Below are 16569 nucleotides of genomic sequence, written 5' to 3' on the forward strand. Positions count from 1 at the left end.
ATCCCCCACCGGGAAGGCACGCACCATGCACAAGTCATACCTCCGACGACGCGGTCTCGCCGCCCTCACCGGGGCGACGGTCGTCGCCCTCGCCCTCGCGGGCTGCGTCGCGAGCGAGCGCGGCGATGACAGCGGCGAAGGCTCCGGCGACGTCGACGGCACGTTCGTCTTCGCGGCATCGTCCGACCCGGCGAGCCTCGACCCCGCGTTCGCCCAGGACGGCGAGAGCTTCCGCGTCTCGCGTCAGATCTTCGAGGGCCTGGTCGGCACCGAGCCCGGCACGGCCGACCCCGCGCCCCTGCTCGCCGAGAGCTGGGAGTCGTCGGAAGACGGCATGTCGCACACCTTCGCGCTGAAGGAGGGCGTGACGTTCCACGACGGCACGCCGTTCAACGCCGAGGCCGTCTGCGCGAACTTCGACCGTTGGTACAACTGGGAGGGCCTGGCCGCCTCCGAGGCCTTCGGCTACTACTACAACAAGCTCTACAAGGGCTACGCCTCCACCCCCGACGACGCCGTCTACAAGTCGTGCACGCCGGACGGCGAGAACTCGGTCACGATCGAGCTGAACAAGCCGTTCGCCGGCTTCGTCGCCTCGCTGTCGCTGCCGGCGTTCTCGATGCAGAGCCCCTCGGCCATGCAGGAGTTCGGCGCCGACGAGGTCGGCGGCTCCGCCGAGGCGCCGCAGCTGTCGGAGTACGCGATGGGACACCCCGTCGGCACCGGACCCTACAAGTTCGACGAGTGGGCGCCGGGTGAGCAGGTCACCCTCTCGGCCTACGACGACTACTGGGGCGAGGCGGGTCAGATCGACGAGATCATCTTCCGCACGATCGACGACCCCACCGCGCGTCGCCAGGCGCTCGAGTCCGGCTCGATCGACGGGTACGACCTGGTCGGTCCCGCCGACACCCAGGCGCTCGAAGACGACGGCTTCACGATGGTCTCGCGCCCGCCGTTCACCATCCTCTACCTGGCGTTCAACCAGGCCCTGCCCGAGCTGCAGGACCCGAAGGTGCGCGAGGCGCTGTCGTACGCGATCGACAAGGATGCCCTGATCAGCCAGGTGCTCCCCGAGGGCACCGAGAAGGCCACGCAGTTCGTGCCCGAGGTCGTCAACGGCTACAACCCCGACGTCACGACCTACGACTACGACCCCGAGAAGGCGAAGGCGCTGCTGGCCGAGGCCGGCTACGACGAGGCGAACCCGCTGAGCCTGACCTTCAACTACCCGGTCAACGTCTCGCGTCCCTACATGCCGGACCCCGAGCAGATCTTCACCGTGCTGTCGTCGCAGCTCTCCGAGGTCGGCGTCGAGACCACCCCCGTGTCGGAGGAGTGGGTCGAGTACCTCGACCGCACGACGGGCACGTCGGACCACGGCATCCACCTGCTCGGCTGGACCGGCGACTACAACGACACTGACAACTTCGTCGGCGTCTTCTTCGGCCAGCAGAGCTCGGAGTGGGGCTTCGACAACCCCGAGCTGTTCCAGAAGCTCACCGAGGCGCGCGGCGTCTCGAACCTCGACGAGCAGACCGCGCTGTACGAGGAGATCAACGAGATGGTCGCCGAGTTCATCCCCGGCGTCCCGCTCGCGCACCCGGCTCCCACCCTGGCCTTCGACCCCCGGGTCGACAGCTACCCCGCCAGCCCGGTGAACGACGAGGTCTTCACGGACATCGTCCTCAACGAGTAACACGACCGACGCCGCACGACCCGGGGCCCGGCCTGCACGGCGGGCCCCGGGGCCGTGCTGCACCGATCTACGGAGATCTCTGTGCTGCGCACCATCGGCGGGCGACTGCTGTTCCTCATCCCCACCCTGCTCGGCCTCAGCATCCTGCTGTTCGCCTGGGTCAGGGCCCTCCCCGGCGGCCCCGCGGTCGCCCTCCTCGGCGAGAAGGCGACGCCGGACGCGATCGCCAGGGTCAACGAGCTCTACGGCTTCGACCGCCCCCTCCTCGAGCAGTACTTCGTGTGGATCACCCGCCTCATCCAGGGCGACTTCGGCACGTCGATCCAGACCAACCGTCCGGTCGTCGAGGAGTTCCTGCGGCGCTTCCCTGCGACGCTCGAGCTCAGCGTGGCGGCGCTCATCTTCGCGGTGGGCGTCGGCATCCCGCTCGGCTACTGGGCCGCGCGCCGGCACGGCAAGTTCAGCGACCACGCCTCGGTCGTGCTCAGCCTCATCGGCATCACGATCCCGGTGTTCTTCCTCGCGTTCATCCTCAAGTACGTCTTCGCCGTGCAGCTGGGCTGGCTCCCGTCCGACGGCAGGCAGAATCCGAGGATCGACGCCACCCACGCCACCGGGTTCTACGTCTGGGACGGCATCATCACCGGCGAGTTCGACGCCTCGTGGGACGCGATCCTGCACTTGATCCTGCCGGCGCTCGCGCTCGGCACGATCCCGCTGGCCATCATCGTGCGCATCACCCGGGCGAGCGTGCTCGAGGTGCAGAACGCCGACTACGTGCGCACCGGGCGGGCCAAGGGCGTCGGGTCGTCGATCCTGCGCAACCGGTTCATCCTGCGCAACGCCATGCTGCCGGTCATCACGACGATCGGTCTGCAGACCGGCCTGCTGATCTCGGGTGCGGTGCTCACCGAAACGGTGTTCGCGTTCCCCGGGATCGGGTCGTTCCTCGCCCGCGCCATCTTCACCCGCGACTTCCCGGTGCTGCAGGGCTTCATCATCTTCATCGCGATCGCCTACGCGCTCATCAACCTCGCCGTCGACGTGTCGTACAGCCTCATCGACCCGAGAGTGAGGGTGCAGTGATGACGATCGTCACTCATCGAAAGGAGGCCGTCGCATGAGCGTCGCACTCCCACCCGCCCAGGGCGGCGAGGTCATCGACACCGTCGCCGTCGCCCAGGCCGGGATCAAGGAAGGACCCGGCGGGTTCTGGCGCGACGTGTTCCGCCGCATCCGCCACAACCCGACGGCCTGGATCGGTGCCGTCATCGTGCTGGCGTTCCTGCTCGTCGCCGGTCTCGCCCCGCTGCTCGCGCCGTACCCCGAGACCGCCCTTCCCGGCGCGAAGTTCATCACCCCGACGTACATCCCCGGCCCGGGGGAGCTCGCGCAGTTCCCGCTCGGTCTCGACCGCTTCGGCGGCGACGTGCTCTCCAAGCTCATCTGGGGCGCGCGGGCGTCGCTGCTCGTCGGCGTCATCTCGACGGCGATGGGTCTCGTCGGCGGCATGCTGCTCGGCCTCGTCGCCGGCACCTTCGGCGGATGGGTCGACACGATCATCATGCGCGTGGTCGACATCATCCTGTCGGTGCCGAACCTGCTGCTCGCCGTCTCGATCGCGGCGATCCTCGGGCAGACGCCGTTCGCCGTCATGATCGCGATCGGAGCCTCGCAGGTGCCGATCTTCGCCCGCCTGCTGCGGGCGTCGATGCTGCAGCAGCGCTCCAGCGACTACGTGCTCTCGGCGCAGACCCTCGGGCTCGGTCGCGGCCGCATCACCATGTCGCACGTGCTGCCGAACGCCATCGGCCCGGTGATCGTGCAGGGCACCCTGACGCTGGCGACCGCGGTCATCGACGCCGCCGCGCTGTCGTTCCTCGGACTCGGCGGTGGACGCCCCGAGTCCGCCGAGTGGGGCCGCATGCTCACCTACGCGCAGGCCGAGCTGTCGATCGCCCCCTGGCTGGCGTTCCTCCCCGGCATCTGCATCGCGGTGACCGCCCTCGGCTTCACGCTGCTGGGCGAGGCGCTCCGCGAGGCCATGGACCCGAGGACGCGTGCCCGATGACCCTTCAGGAGAACACCATGAGCGGCGAGCCGCTGCTGTCGGTCGAGGGCCTCGCCGTCGACTTCACCACCATCGACGGCGTCGTGCACGCGGTCGAGGGCGTCGACCTCGAGATCCGCCCGGGCGAGACGGTCGCCATCGTCGGCGAGTCCGGGTCGGGCAAGTCGACCACGGCGATGGCCATCATCGGGCTGCTCGCCGGCGGAGGCAAGGTCGCGAGCGGGAGCATCCGCCTCGACGGCCGCGACATCTCGCACGCCTCGGAAGGCGAGATGCGGCAGATCCGCGGCCGCGACATCGGACTCGTCCCGCAAGACCCGATGTCGAACCTGAACCCGGTGGCGAAGATCGGCACGCAGGTCGCCGAGACGCTGCTCGCGCACGGACTCGCCACTCGCCAGAACGTGCAGTCGAAGGTCGTCGAGGCGCTGACCGCCGCCGGGCTGCCCGACCCGGAGCGTCGCGCGAAGCAGTACCCGCACGAGTTCTCGGGCGGCATGCGGCAGCGCGCGCTCATCGCGATCGGTCTGGCCTGCAAACCGCGCCTGCTCATCGCCGACGAGCCGACCAGCGCTCTCGACGTGACGGTGCAGCAGACCATCCTCGACCAGATCGGCGCGATGACCCGCGAGCTGGGCACCGCTGTGCTGCTCATCACCCACGACCTCGGGCTCGCGGCGGAGCGCGCGGAGCGGGTCGTCGTGATGCACCGCGGCAAGGTCGTCGAGCAGGGGCCGGCTCGGCAGATCCTCGAGGCGCCGCGCCATCCGTACACGCAGTCGCTCGTGCAGGCGGCGCCGTCGGTGGCCGTCGCGCGTCTGCGTCCGGAGACGTTCGTCGTCGAGGCGGAGACGGCGCAGCAGACGTCGGATGCCCCGGTCGACCACATCGTCGAGATCGAGGGTCTCACCAAGGTCTACCCGGTGCGCGGTCGTGGCGAGGACTTCGTCGCGGTGAAGGACGTCTCCCTGGCGATCCCCCGCGGCGAGACCGTGGCCATCGTGGGGGAGTCGGGGTCGGGCAAGACGACGACCGCGCGGATGCTGTTGAAGCTGGTCGAGCCGACCAGCGGTCTCATCCGCTTCGAGGGGAAGGACGTCTCGTCGCTCAGTCGAGCCGAGACGCGCGACTTCCGCCAGCGGGTGCAGCCGATCTTCCAGGACCCGTACTCGAGCCTGAACCCGATGTTCACGATCGAGCGCCTGATCGCCGAGCCCCTCGACTTCTACAAACGGGGGAGCGGGGCCGAGCGCCGCGCGCGCGTGCGGCAGCTGCTCGACGACGTGGCGCTGCCGCAGTCGATGCTGCGCCGGTACCCGTCCGAGCTCTCGGGCGGTCAGCGGCAGCGCGTCGCGATCGCCCGGGCGCTCGCGCTCTCGCCCGACCTCATCGTGTGCGACGAGCCGGTGTCGGCGCTGGACGTGCTGGTGCAGGACCAGATCCTCACGCTGCTCGGCGACCTGCAGCGCGAGTACGGGCTGAGCTACCTCTTCATCTCGCACGACCTCGCCGTCGTGCGTCTGATCAGCGACTACGTGTGCGTGATGAAGGACGGCGCGCTGGTCGAGGCGGCATCGTCGGAGGAGATCTTCACGAACCCGCGCGACCCGTACACGCGGCGCCTCCTGGCGTCGATCCCGGGCAACGAGCTGCACATCGCCTCCTGACCCCGCCCCGCTCCCCAGCGGAGCGGGGCGGCAGGATGCCAATACCGCAGCATCCGAGATTGGTCAAGGATTGCGCTTGCCATGTCGCGGATTCCTGTCTATAGTTGGTAGTTGCGCTCGCTTCTCCATGCCCTCATATGGTGGTCGGCATTCCTCTGAGCTTCTGAGCGCACACTCCACCTGACGACAAAGGAATCGAGAAGCCCTGCGGGGCTCACGGAGGTTATTCCCTTGGCTGCTGCTCGCAACGCATCCACATCCACCACCACCAAGAACGGACGCGGAGCTTCCCGCCTCTCGTTCGCCAAGATCTCCGACACGCTGACTGTCCCCGACCTCCTGGCCCTGCAGACCGAGTCCTTCGGCTGGCTCGTCGGCAACGAGGCCTGGAAGGCCCGCGTCGCCGAGGCTCAGGCCGCCGGACGCACCGACGTCAACGAGGTCAGCGGTCTGGGCGAGATCTTCGAGGAGATCTCCCCGATCGAGGACCTGGGCGAGACCATGCAGCTCTCGTTCACGAACCCGTACCTCGAGCCCGAGAAGTACTCGATCGAGGAGTGCAAGGAGCGCGGCAAGACTTACGCCGCCCCGCTGTACGTCGAGGCCGAGTTCATGAACCACCTCACGGGTGAGATCAAGACCCAGACGGTCTTCATGGGCGACTTCCCGCTGCAGACCGACAAGGGCACGTTCATCATCAACGGCTCCGAGCGCGTCGTCGTCTCGCAGCTCGTGCGTTCGCCCGGTGTCTACTTCGACAAGACCCCCGACAAGACGTCCGACAAGGACATCGTCTCGGCGCGCGTCATCCCGAGCCGCGGTGCGTGGCTCGAGTTCGAGATCGACAAGCGCGACCAGGTCGGCGTGCGCATCGACCGCAAGCGCAAGCAGTCGGTCACCGTCTTCCTCAAGGCCCTGGGCATGACGAGCGAGGAGATCCTCGCCGAGTTCGCCGGCTTCCCCTCCATCGAGGAGACGCTCGCCAAGGACACGATCGTCACCAAGGAAGACGCGCTGCGCGACATCTACCGCAAGCTGCGTCCGGGCGAGCAGGTCGCCGCCGAGGCCGCACGCGCGCTGCTCGACAACTTCTACTTCAACCCGAAGCGCTACGACCTGGCCAAGGTGGGTCGCTACAAGATCAACCACAAGCTGGGCCTCGACGCCGCGCTCACCGACTCGGTGCTCACGGTCGACGACATCGTCGCGACCATCAAGTACCTGGTGCGCATCCACGCCGGCACCGAGACGTTCGAGGGCATCCGCGGCGGCAAGAAGGCCGACATCCGCATCGCCACCGACGACATCGACAACTTCGGCAACCGTCGCATCCGCGCGGTCGGCGAGCTGATCCAGAACCAGGTCCGCACGGGTCTGTCCCGCATGGAGCGCGTCGTCCGCGAGCGCATGACCACGCAGGACATCGAGGCCATCACGCCGCAGACGCTGATCAACGTGCGCCCCGTCGTCGCCGCGATCAAGGAGTTCTTCGGAACCTCGCAGCTGTCGCAGTTCATGGACCAGAACAACCCGCTCGCGGGTCTGACCAACAAGCGCCGCCTCTCGGCGCTCGGCCCCGGTGGTCTCTCGCGTGACCGCGCCGGCGTCGAGGTCCGTGACGTGCACCCGTCGCACTACGGCCGCATGTGCCCGATCGAGACTCCGGAAGGCCCGAACATCGGCCTGATCGGTGCGCTCGCGACGTTCGCGCGCATCAACTCGTTCGGCTTCATCGAGACCCCGTACCGCAAGGTCGTCGACGGTGTCGTGACCGAGCAGATCGACTACCTCACCGCGTCGGAGGAGGTCGACTTCAACATCGCGCAGGCCAACGCGCCGCTCGATGCGAAGGGTCGCTTCCGCGAGAGCCACGTGCTCGCGCGCCCCAAGGGCGGTAGCGGGGAGGTCGACCTGTTCCTGCCCGAGGAGATCGGCTACATCGATGTCTCGCCGCGCCAGATGGTGTCGGTCGCGACCTCGCTCGTGCCCTTCCTCGAGCACGACGACGCGCAGCGCGCGCTCATGGGCGCCAACATGCAGCGTCAGGCCGTGCCGCTGCTGCGCAGCGACTCGCCGCTCGTCGGAACCGGTATGGAGGGCTACACGGCCATCGACGCCGGTGACGTGCTCACCGCCGAGAAGGCCGGTGTCGTCTCCGAGGTCTCCGCAGACCGCGTCGTCGTCATGCTCGACGAGGGCGGCACGCAGGAGTACCACCTGCGCAAGTTCGACCGCTCCAACCAGGGCACGTCGTACAACCAGAAGGTCGTCGTCAGCGCCGGTGAGCGCGTCGAGGTCGGAGAGGTCATCGCCGATGGCCCCGCCACCGAGAACGGCGAGCTCGCCCTCGGCAAGAACCTCCTCGTCGCCTTCATGACGTGGGAGGGCTACAACTTCGAGGACGCGATCATCCTCAGCCAGGACCTGGTGAAGGACGACACCCTCTCCTCGATCCACATCGAGGAGTACGAGGTCGACGCCCGCGACACGAAGCTCGGCAAGGAGGAGATCACCCGTGACCTCCCCAACGTCAGCCCCGAGCTGCTGAAGGACCTCGACGAGCGCGGCATCATCCGCATCGGCGCCGAGGTCCGCCCCGGCGACATCCTCGTCGGCAAGGTCACGCCGAAGGGCGAGACCGAGCTGTCGGCCGAGGAGCGTCTGCTCCGCGCGATCTTCAACGAGAAGAGCCGCGAGGTGCGCGACACGTCGCTCAAGGTGCCGCACGGTGAGCAGGGCACGATCATCGCCGTCAAGGAGTTCAACGCCGAGGACGGCGACGACGAGCTCGGCTCCGGCGTGAACCGCCGCGTCGTGGTCTACATCGCCCAGAAGCGCAAGATCACCGAGGGTGACAAGCTCGCCGGCCGTCACGGCAACAAGGGTGTCATCGCGAAGATCCTCCCGATCGAGGACATGCCGTTCCTCGCGGACGGAACCCCGGTCGACATCGTGCTGAACCCGCTCGGCATCCCCGGTCGAATGAACTTCGGCCAGGTGCTCGAGACGCACCTCGGGTGGATCGCGAAGCAGGGCTGGAAGGTCGAGGGCACCCCCGAGTGGGCCGTGCGTCTTCCGGAGCAGGCCTTCGAGGCGGCTCCCGGCACCAAGGTCGCGACCCCGGTGTTCGACGGCGCGTCGGAGGAGGAGATCTCCGGTCTGCTCGACTCGACGCTCCCGACCCGCGACGGCGTGCGCCTGATCGACTCGTCCGGCAAGACGCAGCTGTTCGACGGCCGCTCCGGCGAGCCGTTCCCTGCGCCCATCTCGGTCGGCTACATGTACATCCTGAAGCTGCACCACCTGGTCGACGACAAGATCCACGCACGTTCGACGGGTCCGTACTCGATGATCACCCAGCAGCCGCTCGGTGGTAAGGCGCAGTTCGGTGGACAGCGCTTCGGTGAGATGGAGGTGTGGGCCCTCGAGGCCTACGGCGCCGCGTACGCGCTCCAGGAGCTCCTCACGATCAAGTCCGACGACATCCTCGGCCGCGTCAAGGTGTACGAGGCGATCGTCAAGGGCGAGAACATCCAGGAGCCGGGCATCCCCGAGTCCTTCAAGGTGCTCATGAAGGAGATGCAGTCGCTCTGCCTGAACGTCGAGGTGCTCTCGGCCGACGGCACGCTGGTGAACCTCCGCGACACCGACGACGAGGCGTTCCGCGCCGCAGAGGAACTCGGTATCAACATCTCCAGCCGCTTCGAGGCCGCCTCGATCGACGAGATCTAATCCGCGGGTGCGCCCGGGTCCATTCCCGGGCGCACCGGCGCAGACTTCTCAAACAGAATTTCCGACACAGGAGAACTAGTGCTCGAGTCCACAACTTTCGATGAGCTTCGCATCGGCCTGGCGACCGCAGACCACATCCGCGCGTGGTCCTACGGCGAGGTCAAGAAGCCCGAAACCATCAACTACCGCACCCTCAAGCCCGAGAAGGACGGCCTCTTCGGAGAGCAGATCTTCGGACCGTCCCGCGACTGGGAGTGCGCCTGCGGAAAGTACAAGCGCGTCCGCTTCAAGGGCATCGTCTGCGAGCGCTGCGGCGTGGAGGTCACCAAGTCCTCCGTGCGTCGTGAGCGCATGGGCCACATCGAGCTCGCCGCACCCGTCACCCACATCTGGTACTTCAAGGGTGTCCCCTCGCGTCTGGGCTACCTGCTCGACATGGCGCCGAAGGACCTCGAGAAGGTCATCTACTTCGCCGCGTACATGGTGATCTCGGTCGACGAGGATGCTCGTCACCGCGACCTGGGCACGCAGGAGAACAACATCCGCCTCGAGATCAAGACGCTCGGCGACCGCCGTGACTCGAAGATCGCAGAGCGCCTCGCGCGCCTCGAGGAGGAGCTGGCCGCTCTCGAGTCCGAGGGTGCGAAGGCCGACGCCAAGAAGAAGGTCAAGGACGCCGCCGAGAAGGAGATGTCGCTCATCCGCAAGGGTGCAGACGACGCGATCGCCAAGCTCGAGCGCGTGTGGGAGGACTTCCGCACGCTCGAGGTCGGCGCCCTCCGCCCCGAGGACGACGTCTTCCACGAGCTGCAGGACCGCTTCGGTCAGTACTTCGAGGCCCACATGGGCGCCGAGTCGATCAAGCGTCGCCTGGAGTCGTTCGACCTGGCCGCCGAGGCCGAGAACCTGCGTCTGCAGATCTCGGAGGGCAAGGGCCAGCGCAAGATCCGTGCGATCAAGCGCCTCAAGGTCGTCAGCTCGTTCCTCGAGACCGGCATGAGCCCGGCCGCGATGGTCCTCGACGTGGTGCCGGTGATCCCGCCGGAGCTGCGTCCGATGGTGCAGCTCGACGGTGGCCGCTTCGCGACCTCCGACCTGAACGACCTGTACCGCCGCGTGATCAACCGCAACAACCGTCTGCGTCGTCTGATCGACCTCGGTGCCCCCGAGATCATCGTCAACAACGAGAAGCGGATGCTGCAGGAGGCCGTCGACGCACTGTTCGACAACGGCCGCCGTGGTCGCCCCGTCACCGGTACCGGCAACCGCGCCCTGAAGTCGCTCAGCGACATGCTCAAGGGTAAGCAGGGTCGTTTCCGTCAGAACCTGCTCGGCAAGCGCGTCGACTACTCGGGCCGTTCGGTCATCATCGTCGGCCCGCAGCTGAAGCTGCACCAGTGCGGTCTGCCCAAGCAGATGGCTCTGGAGCTCTTCAAGCCGTTCGTCATCAAGCGCCTGATCGACCTGGGCCACTCGCAGAACATCAAGGCCGCGAAGCGCGCCGTCGAGCGCACGCGTCCCGAGGTCTGGGACGTGCTCGAGGAGATCATCCGCGAGCGTCCCGTGCTGCTGAACCGTGCACCCACCCTGCACCGTCTCGGCATCCAGGCGTTCGAGCCTCAGCTCGTCGAGGGCAAGGCCATCCAGCTGCACCCGCTCGTCTGCGCGGCGTTCAACGCCGACTTCGACGGTGACCAGATGGCCGTGCACCTGCCGCTGTCGGTCGAGGCTCAGGCCGAGGCCCGCGTGCTCATGCTCGCGTCGAACAACATCCTCAAGCCGTCGGACGGCCGTCCGGTCACCCTGCCCTCGCAGGACATGATCATCGGTCTGCACCACCTGACCACGGTCAAGGAGGGCGCTGCCGGTGAGGGTCGTGCGTTCGGTTCGGTGGGCGAGGCGATCCTGGCGAAGGACGAGGGCACCCTCGACCTGCAGGCGAAGATCCGCATCCGCATCCCCGGTCTGACGTTCCTCGAGGGCGAAGCCCCCGAGGGCTACGAGCGCCACGGTCTCGTGGACGCCTCGCTGGGTCAGGCGATCTTCAACGACACGCTGCCGAAGGGCTACCCCTTCGTGCGCGAGCAGGCCGACAAGAACAAGCTGTCGCAGATCGTCAACAAGCTGGCCGAGGAGTACCCCAAGGTCGAGACCGCCGCGTCGCTGGACCGCATCAAGGATGCCGGCTTCTACTGGGCCACCCGTTCCGGTGTGACCGTCGCACTGAGCGACATCCTCACGCCGCCGAACAAGGCCGAGATCGTCGCGGGTTACGAGAAGCAGGCCGCGAAGGTCCAGTCCCAGTACGAGAAGGGCCTCACGACCGACACCGAGCGTCGTCAGGAGCTCATCAAGATCTGGACCGAGGCGACCGACGAGGTCCAGGCCGCGATGAAGGCGAACTTCCCCGAGGACAACACCATCAACCGCATGGTGTCGTCGGGTGCTCGTGGTAACTGGCTGCAGATCCGGAACATCGCCGGTATGCGTGGTCTGGTGAACAACCCCAAGGGTGAGATCATCCCGCGTCCGATCATCTCCTCGTACCGCGAGGGTCTGTCGGTGGCGGAGTACTTCATCGCGACGCACGGTACCCGTAAGGGTCTCGCCGACACCGCTCTGCGTACCGCCGACTCGGGTTACCTGACCCGTCGTCTGGTGGATGTCTCGCAGGATGTCATCATCCGCGAAGAGGACTGCGGCACGTCGAAGGGCCTCGAGCTCCCGATCGCCGCGGTCGACTCGACCGGAACTCTCGTCCGCGATGCGAACGTCGAGAACTCGGTGTTCGCTCGTACCCTCTCCTCGGAGGTCGTCGACAGCAAGGGCGAGGTTCTCGCCGCTGCCGGTGACGACGTGGGCGACGTGCTCATCGACCGTCTGGTCGCCGCGGGCGTCGAGACCATCAAGGTCCGTTCGGTCCTGACCTGCGACTCCGCCGTCGGTGTGTGCGCGCAGTGCTACGGCCGTTCGCTCGCGACCGGCAAGACCGTCGACATCGGCGAGGCCGTCGGCATCATCGCGGCCCAGTCGATCGGTGAGCCCGGTACCCAGCTGACGATGCGTACCTTCCACACCGGTGGTTCGGCATCGGCGGATGACATCACGCAGGGTCTGCCCCGTGTGCAGGAGCTCTTCGAGGCGCGTACCCCCAAGGGCGCGTCGCCGATCGCTGAGGCCGATGGCCGCATCACGATCGACGAGACCGACAAGGCCAAGAAGGTCATCCTCACGCCCGACAACGGCGACGAGGCAGTGGTCTACCCGGTGCTGAAGCGTGCGACGCTCCTCGTCGAGGACGGCCAGCACGTCACGGTCGGTCAGCCCCTGCAGGTCGGCACGCTCGACCCCAAGGAGGTCATGCGTGTCATGGGTGCCCGCGAGGTGCAGAGGTACCTCGTCGGCGGCGTGCAGGGCGTGTACCGCTCGCAGGGTGTGCCGATCCACGACAAGCACATCGAGGTCATCGTGCGACAGATGCTCCGCAAGGTCACCGTCGTCGACCACGCCGACACGACCCTGCTCCCGGGTGAGATGGTCGACCTGAAGCGTTACCAGCAGATCAACCGCGAGGCCGTGGCCGAGGGCAAGCGCCCCGCGTCGGGCCGCCCGGAGCTGATGGGTATCACGAAGGCGTCGCTCGCGACCGAGTCGTGGCTGTCGGCCGCGTCCTTCCAGGAGACGACCCGCGTGCTCACGCAGGCCGCCATGGAGGGCAAGCGCGACCCGCTGGTCGGTCTCAAGGAGAACGTCATCATCGGAAAGCTCATCCCCGCCGGAACCGGTCTCTCGAAGTACCGCAACGTCACGGTCGAGGCGACCGAGGAGGCCAAGAGCGAGCGCTACCCGAACCGGATCTTCGCATCCGACGGGGCGTACTCCGACGGCGACTTCGGCTACGTCGACTTCGACGCGTTCTCGACGGACGACATCACCCCCGGCACCTACAACTGAGTGACGGCGCCTCCGAGGAGGTGACGATGTGAACGAAGGCCCCGGGCTCCTGCTCGGGGCCTTCGTCGTACCCGCGCGGCGCGATAGTGTCGGCGGGTGAGCACTGAGACTTCCCCGGGGTCGGCCGTCGTCATCGGAGACGCGCTGATCGACGAGATCCGCGACGCATCCGGCATCCGCGAGCTGGTGGGCGGTGCGGCGTTGAACGTCGCCGTCGGTCTGCGCCGCTTGGGTGTGCCGACGACGCTGATCGCCATGGTCGGCGACGACGAGGCCGGCGACCACATCCGCGAGTACCTCGACGACCACGGCGTGCGTCTGATCGCAGGGGAGGCCCCGCACGGATCTTCGCGCGCGATCGTCGAGCGTTCCGCCTCGGGTGAGCCGCAGTACGCGTTCAACGCAGCGGCCCGGAACCGCAGCATCCGCTACTCCGACGACGCGCGCCAGGCCATCGCCGATGCCGCGCTGGTCGCCGTCAGCTGCTTCCCGTTCGACGAGAACGACGAGGTCGACGCCCTGGCCGAGGCGGTGGCTGGGGCCCATCTGGCGATCGACCCGAACCCCCGAGCGGGCATGCTGCGCGACGCCGAGGCGTTCGTGCAGGGCTTCGAGCGCATCGCGGCGTCGGCTGCGCTCGTGAAGGTCGGAGCCGACGACGCGACGCTGCTGTACGACGGCGACCTCGATGCGCTGCGCTCGCGCCTGCGCGCCTCCGGCGTCGCGGCGGTGCTCGCGACCGCCGGCGCGGACGGGGCCGTGATCGAGACGGATGCCGGAACGTCAGCCGCCCCGATCTCGCAGCTTCCCGGGCGCATCGTCGACACGGTCGGCGCGGGTGACGCGACGCTCGCGGCGGTGGCCGCCGGGCTCGTGTCGGCGCCTCCGCGGGGGCCGGAGGATTGGCGTGCGCTGCTCGTGCGGGCGATGGACGTCGCCGCCGCGACCTGCCGTTCGGAGGGTGGCCTGCTGCGCACGCCCGAGTCGCTGGCGGAGTCGGAGCGCGGCGTCTTCGGGAGCTGATGTCTCGATTTCATCTGCTCGCCCTGGGCGGGTATGATGAATTCTCGTGCCCCCGGTTGGCTGTCCAAGTCGGACGGGTGCGCTCTGGCGAGTTACCCAAGCGGCCAAAGGGATCTGACTGTAAATCAGACTGCACTGCATTCGGGGGTTCGAATCCCTCACTCGCCACCATTGAGAAGCCCGGTCCTCCTATGAGGTCCGGGCTTCGTCGTCACCGCAGGTGCGAGGCGCCGTTGAGGTCGAGCACGGCTCCCGATGCCCACTGCGCCTCGGGGGAGCTCAGGTAGAGGATCGCTGCGGCGACTTCTTCGGGCGTGCCCACCCGGCCGAAGGGACTCTGCGCGCGCACCGCGTCGCCGTCGGGTCCGGCCAGGCGCTCGTGCTGCCGGTCGGTCGCGACGAACCCCGGGGCGACGGTCGCGACCGAGATGCCGTGCGGTGCGAGTGCCACGGCCATCGACTGGCCGAAGGCGTGCAGCCCGGCTTTCGCCGCACCGTAGGCGGGGAAGTCGGGTTCGCCGCGCGTGGCGCCGCGGGAACCGACGTTGACGATGGTGCCCGGTCGCTTCGCGGCGATCAGGGCGTCGGCGACGAGGTAGGTGACGTTCGCGACGCCGAGCAGGTCGACGTCGATCATGCGTCGCCAGACCCGCTGCCACCCCGCATAGTCGATGCCGTCGACGCGGTGGAACGTCTCCGCACTCGGTGCGGTGGCGGCGTTGTTGACGAGCAGATCGATGGTGCCGAGGGCGGTGGAAGCGGCATCCACGACATCCTGCGCCGCTTCCGGGTCGGCGAGGTCCCCGCCCACGAGGTGGTGGCCCTCGCCCTGCAGCATCGACAGTGTCTGCTCAGCGGCGTCGCGATCCCGGCCGTAGTGCACGGCCACGCGGTCGCCGCGTGCGCTGAGGGCGATCGCGGTCGCCCGTCCGATTCCCCGGGATGCCCCGGTGACGAGAGCGTGTGCCATGTGTGTGCCTCCGCGTCCAGGCTAGGCCGTCGACCGACCCGACGCGGCTGGCCGCGGCAGGCGGCCCCGTCCCCGGTGTGGACTTCCTAGACTGGAGGGATGCGACCGCTCACCGAAGCCGACGTCCGTGCCTCGTTCGTGAACGCGGATGCCGAAGACCTCCGCATCATGGAGATGCCGCACGACTTCCTTCTCGTCGACTGGGACTACCTCGACTTCTTCGCCTGGCGCGACCCTGGTGCGTCCCGCCGCGGTTACGTGCTGATCCCGCATGACGGGCGAGTGGTCGGGGTGGTGCTGCGCGCCTCCGACCCCGGACGCAGCCGTTCGGGGATGTGCAACATCTGCCGGATCATGCAGCCCGGCAACCAGGTGACCCTCTTCTCGGCCCGTCGAGCGGGCGAGGCGGGGGAGCGGGGCAACTCGTTCGGCACCTACATGTGCGCCGACCTGTCGTGCCACGACAACGTGCGGCTGGCGCATCCCCTCGCCCCGAACGAGGTTCGTGCCGCCGGGCAGGTCGATTTCCGTCTCGATGGCACGCGGCGGCGCATGGAGACCTTCGTCTCGCACGTGTGGGAGCAGTCCTGATCGCGGATACGCTGAAGGCACCGTCCCGTGCTCGAAGGAGATGCCATGAGCGATGCCATCCTGCTGTCCGTCGATGAGGGGCTGGCCCGCCTCACGCTGAATAGGCCGGAGCGCCTGAACGCCTTCAACGCCGATCTCGCGCACGGGTGGCGCGATGCGACAGCGGAGGCCGTCGGGCGAGACGACGTACGGGCGGTGCTGATCGATGCCGCGGGTCCGTCGTTCTGCGCGGGCGGCGACGTGATCGACATGGCGTCGCGCGGCGACTCCGGTGACGAGATCACCGCGTTGGCCCGGGTCATCAACGACGGCATCCGTTCTCTCACCGAGTCGGCGGTGCCCGTGGTGGCCGCCGCCCACGGCACGACCGCGGGCGGCGGCCTGGGCATCTTGCTCAGCAGTGACTACGCCGTCGTGGGGTCGCGGTCGCGACTGGGCAGTCTGTACGCGAACATCGGCCTGACACCCGACCTCTCGGTCTCGGCGCAGCTCGCGCAGGCGGTGGGCCAGCGTCGGGCGTTGCAACTCGTGCTGCAGGATCGTCTGCTCTCGGCCGGCGAGGCCGTGGAGTGGGGGCTCGTCGCCGAGCAGGTGGCCGGAGCGGATGCCGAGACCGAGGGGGCGGCGGTGCGCGCGCGAGCGGAGGAGGTGGCGCGCTTCTGGCTGAAGGGCGCGGCTGAGGCCTATGGCCGCGCGAAGCAGCTCGTGCGCGCACGCCCCGAGCGCACGTTCGTCGAGCAGCTGGAGGTGGAGGCGCAGACGATCGGCGCTTCGCTCGAGACTCCCGACGCGCAGGCCCGCATCGCCGCCTTCGCGGCCGCCTCAGCGCGCCGCGCGGGTTGACTCGTCCTCCACACCTTTC

10 protein-coding genes and 1 tRNA gene are annotated in these 16569 nt (G+C 68.1%); 10 read left to right on the forward strand and 1 reads right to left on the reverse strand.

The genetic code is table 11. The features are described from left to right. Nucleotides 1–25 precede the first annotated feature (25 nt). From RWS82_RS00915 to RWS82_RS00950, 8 genes are all read left to right on the forward strand, one after another. Nucleotides 26–1699: an ABC transporter substrate-binding protein gene (locus RWS82_RS00915; protein WP_314645919.1), complete on the forward strand. Its 1674-nt coding sequence runs from the start codon at nt 26–28 to the stop codon at nt 1697–1699. A gap of 81 nt (nt 1700–1780) precedes the next feature. Next, nucleotides 1781–2785, forward strand: a complete 1005-nt coding sequence (locus RWS82_RS00920) for an ABC transporter permease (RefSeq protein WP_314645920.1) — start codon at nt 1781–1783, stop codon at nt 2783–2785. A 34-nt stretch (nt 2786–2819) separates the two neighbouring features. Continuing rightward, nucleotides 2820–3770, forward strand: coding sequence for an ABC transporter permease (locus RWS82_RS00925; protein ID WP_314645922.1), 951 nt, complete (start codon nt 2820–2822; stop codon nt 3768–3770). Beyond that, nucleotides 3767–5437: an ABC transporter ATP-binding protein gene (locus RWS82_RS00930; RefSeq protein WP_314645925.1), complete on the forward strand. Its 1671-nt coding sequence runs from the start codon at nt 3767–3769 to the stop codon at nt 5435–5437. Before RWS82_RS00925 ends, RWS82_RS00930 begins: the two co-directional genes overlap by 4 nt. A gap of 231 nt (nt 5438–5668) precedes the next feature. Beyond that, the gene (locus RWS82_RS00935; RefSeq protein WP_314645927.1) at nt 5669–9169 is read left to right on the forward strand and encodes a DNA-directed RNA polymerase subunit beta; all 3501 of its coding nucleotides are present in this window, start codon (nt 5669–5671) and stop codon (nt 9167–9169) included. A gap of 78 nt (nt 9170–9247) precedes the next feature. Next, a complete protein-coding gene (gene rpoC / locus RWS82_RS00940; RefSeq protein ID WP_314645929.1) occupies nt 9248–13123 on the forward strand; it encodes a DNA-directed RNA polymerase subunit beta' in 3876 nt (1291 codons plus the stop codon). 96 nt (nt 13124–13219) lie between these two features. Beyond that, entirely contained in the window at nt 13220–14146 is a 927-nt protein-coding gene (locus RWS82_RS00945; protein ID WP_314645931.1) for a PfkB family carbohydrate kinase, read from the forward strand. A gap of 86 nt (nt 14147–14232) precedes the next feature. Continuing rightward, nucleotides 14233–14317: transfer RNA gene (locus RWS82_RS00950), tRNA-Tyr, on the forward strand. A gap of 40 nt (nt 14318–14357) precedes the next feature. On the opposite strand, the gene RWS82_RS00955 is transcribed toward RWS82_RS00950, so the two are convergent. Then, complete coding sequence (locus tag RWS82_RS00955) at nt 14358–15116, reverse strand: SDR family oxidoreductase (RefSeq protein ID WP_314645932.1); 759 nt, start codon at nt 15114–15116, stop codon at nt 14358–14360. 99 nt (nt 15117–15215) lie between these two features. On the opposite strand from RWS82_RS00955, the gene RWS82_RS00960 reads away from it, so the two are divergent. Together RWS82_RS00960 and RWS82_RS00965 are read left to right on the forward strand one after the other, a co-directional pair. Next, nucleotides 15216–15707, forward strand: a complete 492-nt coding sequence (locus RWS82_RS00960) for an FBP domain-containing protein (RefSeq protein WP_314645934.1) — start codon at nt 15216–15218, stop codon at nt 15705–15707. Nucleotides 15708–15752: 45 nt separating this feature from the next. After that, complete coding sequence (locus tag RWS82_RS00965) at nt 15753–16550, forward strand: enoyl-CoA hydratase/isomerase family protein (RefSeq protein WP_314645935.1); 798 nt, start codon at nt 15753–15755, stop codon at nt 16548–16550. Nucleotides 16551–16569 lie beyond the last annotated feature (19 nt).

It is taken from the genome of uncultured Microbacterium sp., assembly GCF_963528945.1.
Classification (GTDB): domain Bacteria; phylum Actinomycetota; class Actinomycetes; order Actinomycetales; family Microbacteriaceae; genus Microbacterium.